The sequence below is a fragment of the Actinomycetospora sp. genome (assembly GCF_055612215.1).
The window spans coordinates 1-7,665 of sequence record NZ_JBVPVA010000273.1; the positions used below are offsets into that span (position 1 = coordinate 1).

Here is a 7,665-nt window from a genome sequence, read left to right on the forward strand (position 1 = left end):
GGCTGAGGTGCCCGGTCAGCCCCCGAACGGCCCCGCGGAGAGGGCCTCGGTGAGCAGGGCGACGAGCGCCGCGTGCTGCGCGTCGGTCGACGACCCGACCTCCTCGTCGGAGCCGTCGAGCGCCACCGCGGCGAGGCCCGCCTTGTCGTCGATCAGCGCGGCGATCCGGGCGTCGATGGTCTGCGCGGCGAGGATGCGCCACGCGGTGACGGGCATCGACTGACCGATCCGGTGGCTCCGGTCGATCGCCTGGGTCTGCTCGGCCGCGGTCCAGGGGAGCTCCGCGAGCACCACGTTGGAGGCCACCTGGAGGTTGATGCCGACGCCGGCCGCGGTCAGCGAGCAGACCGCGACGGCGACCTCCGGGTCGTTGACGAAGGCGTCGATGTTCCGCTGCCGCACGGTGGAGGTCTGGTCGCCGCGGATCGAGGAGAACCGCACGCCCTGCTTGGTGAACGTCTCCTCGGCGGCGTCCATGACGTCGATGTGCTTGGCGAAGAAGACGACCTTGCCGGCGCTGCGCGCGAGCTGGGCGGCGTAGTCCGCGGCCAGGGCGGCCTTTGCCTGGCCGATGCGCCGCATCATGCTGAACACGTTGTCGCCGTTCGGCGAGGAGGCCGCGTCCTTCTGCTCCCAGGTGGCCACCCGGCGGACGAGGTCGTGGTCGATCCCGTCGACGGGGCCGGAGCCGCGGGCGGCGATGGCGTCCTCGTAGCGTCCCACCATCCGCTGGGCGAGGTCGCGCTCGGCCGCCCGGATCGACCGGCCGGTCGGCCCGTCGAGCTCGACGGGGAGGTCGGCGATGCGCCGCGGCGGGATGTCGGCCGCGACGTCGACCTTCCGGCGCCGGACGATGCCCAGGTCGACGACGCACTGGCGGGCGGCGGCGGAGAAGCCCGGGTCGGCCGGTGTCAGCCCGGTGGCCGTCAGGGCGTCCATCAGGTCGGGGAGGGGCTTCTTGTCGTCGATCCAGCCCAGGAACTCCCAGATGGCGAGGAAGTCCTCGATGTCGTTGATCAACGGGGTGCCGGTGAGGGCCATCAGCAGCGGGCGCGCGGTGAAGGACCGGATGCGCTCGGACAGTCCCAGCACGTGCTGGGAACGCTGCGAGGTCTTGTTCTTGATGAAGTGCGCCTCGTCGACGACCATCCCGCGGAAGCCGAACTCCCCGAGCCAGCCGACGTGCCGGTCGAGCACCTCGTAGTTGACGACGACGATGTCGGCGAACCCGTCGATCGAGTCGCCGTTGCCGTGGATCGCGGTGGCCTTGCGGCGCGGGGTCCAGAGGCCGGCCTCGCGGACCCAGTTCGTCTTGACGACGTTGGGGACGACGACCAGCAGCGGGAACGCCTTCGCGGCCTCGGCCGCGAGGAGGGCCTGCGCCGTCTTGCCGAGACCGGGCTCGTCGGCGAGCAGGAAGGTGCGGTGCCCCTCGGCGGCCGCGGCGACCAGCCGGGCCTGGTGGGGCATGAGCTCGTGCCCGCCGGCGGCGCGCCGGGAGATCGGCGCGGGCAGGTCCATGCAGGCGGAGGCCCCGCTGCCGGCGCGCTCGAACGAGCGCAGCAGCGGACCGAGGAGCTCCCAGCCCGCGAGCCGGGACGGACGGGCCGCGCTGGGCCGCGCGGCCGAGAAGTCGGGGGCGAGGAACGGGTTGGCCATCTGCCGCGAGACCACCGACTGGGGCACGACGCCCGGCTTGGCGGGCGCGGCCGGGGCCTCCTCGACCGGCGGGGCCTCGACGGGGGCCGGCTCGATGCCGGCGCGCTGGAGCATCTCGCGCTCGAGCGCCCGGGCCTCGGGGGTGACGACGGCGTCCTCGCCGAGCAGCGCCATGAGCGCCTGGTCGCGGACCGCGGTGCGGGCCAGTGACGACGCGACGTCGTCGAGGCGCTTCTGCTTCTCGGCCCGCCGGGTCTCGCCGATGGTCTCGTCGGCCCGGACCCGCGCGCGCTCGTCGCGCAGCAGCAGGGTGGCGGCCTGGAACGTCGTGCGCGTCGCGGAGGTCACCCGCCGGCGCTCGAGCGCCGTCTGGACCTCGCGGACGGCCTGCGCGAGCACGGACATGACGTCCTCGCGGCCGCGGTTGCGCCGACGGTCGCCACCGGGGGCGCCGCCACGGCGGGCCCTGGTCTGGGTCTGGCCTCGACGAGCCACGTACCTCCTCTGAACACCCGGCAGGCGCTGCCGGGCATCGTGCTGCGGTCGGCGGGGCCACGGGGACGACCCGCGTGACTCCGCCGCGATGCGGACCGACCCGCGGGTCCCCGGGCGATCGCCACGGTGGACCCGAACGGTCCGCGACCCGGGGACACCCACCGGTCGACGGTGACGGCCTACCAGACGGACCGACCGTGCCGGACGGGCAGCAGAGGGCGTACCGGGTTCGCGAGCGCCATCCTACCGCGCCCGGCCCGGACCGCGCTGTTCCCACCGCCCCGCGAGTGTCGCCGGTGCCCCGGGGCGCACGACGACGCCGGCCCGGCCACCGCGTGGTGACCGGGCCGGCGTCGGGGCAGGATCTAGTCCAGGTAGTCGCGCAACACCTGGGAGCGCGACGGGTGGCGCAGCTTCGACATGGTCTTCGACTCGATCTGGCGGATGCGCTCGCGCGTCACGCCGTAGACCTGGCCGATCTCGTCGAGGGTGCGCGGCTGGCCGTCGGTGAGGCCGAAGCGCAGGCGGACCACGCCGGCCTCGCGCTCGGAGAGCGTGGCGAGCACCGACTGCAGCTGGTCCTGCAGCAGGGTGAAGGAGACCGCGTCGACGGCCACCACGGCCTCGCTGTCCTCGATGAAGTCACCGAGCTGCGAGTCGCCCTCGTCGCCGATGGTCTGGTCGAGCGAGATGGGCTCCCGGGCGTACTGCTGGATCTCCAGCACCTTGTCCGGGGTGATGTCCATTTCCTTGGCCAGCTCTTCGGGAGTGGGCTCGCGCCCGAGGTCCTGGAGCAGCTCACGCTGTATGCGGCCGAGCTTGTTGATGACCTCCACCATGTGCACCGGGATGCGGATGGTGCGGGCCTGGTCGGCCATGGCGCGTGTGATGGCCTGGCGGATCCACCACGTGGCGTAGGTGGAGAACTTGTAGCCCTTGGTGTAGTCGAACTTCTCGACCGCACGGATCAGGCCGAGGTTGCCCTCCTGGATCAGGTCGAGGAACGCCATGCCGCGGCCGGTGTAGCGCTTGGCCAGCGAGACGACGAGGCGGAGGTTCGCCTCGAGCAGGTGGGACTTGGCGCGCTCGCCGTCACGGACGATCCACCGCAGGTCGCGCCGCATCTGCGTCGCGAGCTCCTGCTGGGCCTCGGCCACCTTGCGGAGGCGCTCCGCCGCGTAGAGGCCGGCCTCGATGCGCTTGGCGAGCTCGACCTCCTCCTCGGCGTTGAGCAGCGCCACCTTGCCGATCTGCTTGAGGTAGGCGCGGACCGAGTCGGCCGAGGCGGTGAGCTCGGCGTCCTTGCGCGCCTGGCGCAGCGCCTCGGACTCCTCCTCGTCCCAGACGAAGTCGCCGGACTTCTTGTCCTCCTCGGTCGGCTCCTCGGTCTCGACGTCGGTGGCCTCCACGACCTCGACGACCTCGGCCCCGAGCGCCTCGACCTCGTCGGTCAGGTCCTCGGCGCCGGGCGCGGCCTCCTCGAGCTCGCCCTCGGGCGCGTCGGGCTCGCCCTCGCCCGTCGCCGGGGCGTCGGCGGTGCCGGCCTTCTTGGCGGGGGCCTTCTTCGCGGTCTTGCTCGCCGCACCGGCCTTGGCCGCGCGGCCGGACTTCGTGGACCGCGACGGCGCCGCGGTCTTCGCCTCGGCCGGGGCCGTGGTGGGGGCGTCCGCGTCCTCGGTGCTCACGACGGCGAGCCCGGAGGGCTGCTCCGCCGTGGCGGTGGAGGCGCGACGGCGGGAGGCGGAATCTGCGGCTGCCACGTACGACCTTTCGCGACGAACGACACTGCTGGGCGGGCACGGGACCGGCGGGACGGGGCGCGGGCGGTTCACGACGGAGGGCGTCGGGAGCGGCTTGCGGACCCGGTCCAGGCGGTGCGCCGACCTGGGCTGCGCTCCATTGTAACGACGCCGGGTGACCGCCGCCCGTACCTCACGGGGACCGCTTGCCGCGCCCTCCGAACGGAGATCTCTGCTGCGGCCGTCCGGGGTACGAACCCGCAGGTCAGGGGCTCGTGCCCTCGGCCGCGGCCATCGCGGCGCCGACGATGCCGGCCTGGTTCTGCAGCAGCGCGGGCACGACCTCGGTGCGCGCCTCGAGCAGCGGCACCCACTTGTCCGGTTTCTTGCTCACGCCACCGCCCAGGACGAACAGGTCGGGCCAGATCAGGTCCTCGAGGACCTGCAGGTAGCGGGAGAGCCGCTTGGCCCACTTGCCCCAGCTCAGGTCCTCGCGCTCGCGGGCCGCGGCGGACGCCCGCGTCTCGGCGTCGTGCCCGTCGACCTGCAGGTGCCCGAACTCGGTGGAGGGCAGCAGGACGCCGTCGTGGAAGACCGCGCTGCCGATGCCGGTGCCGATCGTGAGCATGCACACGACCCCGCCCCGGCCCTGCCCGACCCCGAAGCGCATCTCGGCCAGCCCGGCGGCGTCGGCGTCGTTGAGCACGTGCACCGAGGTACGCCCCAGGCGCTCCCCGAACAGCGTTACCGCGTCGGTCCCCGGCCAGCTCGGGTCGATGTTGGCCGCGGTGTGCGCCACGCCGTCCTTGACCACCGAGGGCAGCGTGATCCCCACGGGGCCTTCCCAGGCGTGTGCCTCGACGACCGCGGCCACGGTGTCCGCCACCGCCTCCGGGGTGGCCGGGTGGGGCGTCGCGATCCGCACCCGCTCGGCGACGAGGTCGCCGGTGCGGGTGTCGACCACGTTCCCCTTGACCCCGGTGCCCCCGACGTCGATCCCGAGTCGCCATGCGTCGTTCACGTGGTCCCCTCTCGCGCTGACCGGGGATGGTAGGTCACCTGTGGTCCGATGGGACCCGTGGACGATCAGGATGTCCGGACGTTGGAGAAGGTCGCGGTCGAGGTGGCGCGGGAGGCGGCCGAGCTCGCCCTGGCCGTCCGGGACCGGGTGGTCGGGCCCGGCTCGGTGGCCGACCTGCCGACCAAGAGCTCGGCCACCGACGTCGTGACCGAGGGCGACCGCGAGTGCGAGACGCGGATCCGGGAGCGCCTCGACGCGCTGCGCCCGGGCGACGTCGTGCTCGGCGAGGAGGGCGGGGCCGACGCGGACCCGGAGCCCGGCCAGGTCCGCTGGGTCGTCGACCCGATCGACGGCACCGTGAACTACGCGCACGGCCTGCCCTGGTTCGCGGTCTCCATCGGTGCCGAGGTCGACGGCCGTCCGCTCGCCGGCGCCGTCGTCGAGCCGGTGTCGGGGCGGGTGTGGAGCGCGGCGGTCGGCCACGGCGCCTCGCTCGACGGCCGGGTGCTGCGGGCCTCGGCCCTCGGGCGGACCCCGGTCGCCGTCGTCGCCACCGGCCTGGGCTACGACCCGGAGCGACGTCGCCGGCAGGCCGCGCTGCTCGCGCGCCTCGCGCCCGAGATCGGCGACGTCCGGCGGGCGGGCTGCGCCTCGCTCGACCTGTGCTCGGTGGCGGCGGGGTGGGTGGACGGCTTCTACGAGCACGGCCTGAACCACTGGGACTGGGCCGCCGGGGCGCTGATCGCGCAGGAGGCGGGCGCCGTGGTGCGCCGCCCGGACGCGGCCGACCCGGAGGAGCTCGGGCCCGACGCGCTGCTCGCCGCCGGACCGGGGGTCGCCGCGGGCCTCGCCGACCTGCTGCGTGCCCACGGGGCGGGGGAGATCTAGGCGGAGCAGTCCACGTTGCGCAGCGCCGAGAGGGCGGCCGGCTCGGTGCCGGGCACCGTGCCGCCCGACGAGCTGCTCCGGGTCAGCGCCTTCAGGGCGTCCTGCGCCCCCTGGCTCGGGGTGACGTCCCGGAAGTCGCTGCCGAGCGCGAGGTCGACCGCGGCGCCCTGGCGGCCGTCGTCGACCAGCTCCGCGCAGGGGACCACCAGCGAGAGCGTGCGGGCCGCCGAGGCCCCCGCCGGTCCGTAACGGATCTGGCCGACGCAGGACAGGTCCTGGCCGGGGTAGAGCGGGTCGTTGTCGGGTTCGCCCGCCTCGGGCATGCCGAGCTCGCCGAGCTCCACCGCGGCGAGCTGCGCCGACCCGCGCTGTCCGGCGCCGTTCAGCACCCGCACCGCGGTGTCCGCCGGCGCGGCCGCGGGGGTGGTGTCCAGGGCGGTGCGGGACTGCACGCTGCCGCCCCCGGACACCGGGGGGTTGCACGAGGTCACCGACGTGGCGGTGGAGTTCGCGAAGACGACGATCCAGGTCAGCAGGCTGGCGACGGCGAGGACGAGCACGAGCAGGCCCATGGGGAGCAGGTGACGGCGCCGGTACCCGCTGCCGGCCCGGGACACGGAGGCGGCCACGGGGCCCCACCCTAGTGGCGGGCCCGCGGCCGGCCGCCGGTGCCGCACCCGGGCGCGCGGGACCGGCCCCGGACGCGTCGTCCCGGGCCCGCACCGCGCGAGATCACACCTTCGGAGCAGTGGTTCCCGGAACCGCCGCGGCGGTCCGTGGTTTACCCTCGCGCCGCCTCGCGGCGTGACAGGTGTCAGCACCCGGCGGCGATGAGACCCGCGTCACTCGACGGCCCCGGCACAAACCGGTGCCGCCCCGCGTTGTGCAGCCGCACGACAACACCGCAATACGAGGGTGGGACACACCATATGGCGACCGACTACGACGCCCCGCGACGCAACGAGTCCGACGAGATCGGAGAGGACAGCCTCGAGGAGCTCAAGGCCCGGCGCAACGAGGCACAGTCCGCGGCCGTCGACGTCGACGAGACCGACACCGCGGAGAGCTTCGAGCTGCCGGGCGCCGACCTGTCCGGCGAGGAGCTGACGGTCCGGGTACTGCCCAAGCAGGCCGACGAGTTCACCTGCGGCAGCTGTTTCCTGGTCCACCACCGCAGCCGACTGGCAGAGACCCGCGGCAACGCGTTCATCTGCCGCGACTGCGCGGCCTGACTCCACCGTCCACGGGCCGGCGAGGACACCGAGCACGACCGACACCGAGCACGCCCGACACCGAGCACGACGACAGCACGACCGATCACGACGGGCCCGGCCCGGGGAACGCCTCCCGGCCCGGGCCTTTCGCGTGTCCGGGGCCCCGCTCCTGGCCCGGACCCCTGCCCGCGGGCCCTACGGCTCGCGCCGGATCGCGGCGAGCAGGCGGTCCGGCCGCCGTGTCGACACCACCCAGTACGGCGTCGGGTCGTCCGGGTCGAGGATCTCGAGGCGCACCGCGGGACCGACCCACGGCCGGTGCAGCACGTGTGCGGCCGGGTCGAGCTGGGGGCCGAGGGCCATCCGCTTGCTCTCGTCGCGGACGACGTCGGTGCGCCCCACGAACCGCGTCGGGATGTGCGCGGCACCGGCCCACAGCTCGCGCTCGCGGTCGGGACCCGCACCGACCCCCACCCGGATGCGCCCGAGCCACCACAGCACGGCGGCGGCCAGCGGGAGCACGACCAGGAACGGCACCCAGAACGGCATGCGCGGCAGGGCCATGTCGACCTCGAGCGCCACGAGCGCCCCCGCGACCAGGCCCGGGGGCCACGCCCACCAGGGCAGGCCGAGCCGCTCGAGCCCGGGC

General features: G+C 74.5%; 7 protein-coding genes. 2 read left to right on the forward strand and 5 right to left on the reverse strand.

Annotation, left to right across the window (positions count from 1 at the left end):
* Positions 1–15: 15 nt before the first annotated feature.
* The 3 genes from AC0CYZ_RS07460 to ppgK all read right to left on the reverse strand — a co-directional run bounded on the left by AC0CYZ_RS07460 (position 16) and on the right by ppgK (position 4,914).
* Positions 16–2,064: a DEAD/DEAH box helicase gene (locus AC0CYZ_RS07460; RefSeq protein WP_472213846.1), complete on the reverse strand. Its 2,049-nt coding sequence runs from the start codon at positions 2,062–2,064 to the stop codon at positions 16–18.
* A 455-nt stretch (positions 2,065–2,519) separates the two neighbouring features.
* Complete coding sequence (locus tag AC0CYZ_RS07465; protein WP_472213848.1) at positions 2,520–3,914, reverse strand: RNA polymerase sigma factor; 1,395 nt, start codon at positions 3,912–3,914, stop codon at positions 2,520–2,522.
* Positions 3,915–4,158: 244 nt separating this feature from the next.
* Positions 4,159–4,914, reverse strand: coding sequence for a polyphosphate--glucose phosphotransferase (gene ppgK / locus AC0CYZ_RS07470; protein WP_472213850.1), 756 nt, complete (start codon positions 4,912–4,914; stop codon positions 4,159–4,161).
* A 48-nt stretch (positions 4,915–4,962) separates the two neighbouring features.
* Here ppgK and AC0CYZ_RS07475 point away from each other — a divergent pair, with 48 nt between their 5' ends.
* Complete coding sequence (locus AC0CYZ_RS07475; RefSeq protein WP_472213852.1) at positions 4,963–5,802, forward strand: inositol monophosphatase family protein; 840 nt, start codon at positions 4,963–4,965, stop codon at positions 5,800–5,802.
* Here the strand turns inward: AC0CYZ_RS07475 and cei are convergent.
* The gene (cei, locus tag AC0CYZ_RS07480) at positions 5,799–6,431 is read right to left on the reverse strand and encodes an envelope integrity protein Cei (protein WP_472213854.1); all 633 of its coding nucleotides are present in this window, start codon (positions 6,429–6,431) and stop codon (positions 5,799–5,801) included. The two genes, AC0CYZ_RS07475 and cei, sit on opposite strands and share 4 nt — an antisense overlap.
* A 300-nt stretch (positions 6,432–6,731) precedes the next feature.
* Between cei and AC0CYZ_RS07485 the strand changes: the two genes are divergently transcribed.
* Positions 6,732–7,034: a DUF4193 domain-containing protein gene (locus AC0CYZ_RS07485; protein ID WP_179793927.1), complete on the forward strand. Its 303-nt coding sequence runs from the start codon at positions 6,732–6,734 to the stop codon at positions 7,032–7,034.
* 177 nt (positions 7,035–7,211) lie between these two features.
* On the opposite strand, the gene AC0CYZ_RS07490 is transcribed toward AC0CYZ_RS07485, so the two are convergent.
* On the reverse strand, positions 7,212–7,665 hold a 454-nt coding region (locus tag AC0CYZ_RS07490; protein WP_472213857.1), incomplete at its 5' end, for a DUF3093 domain-containing protein.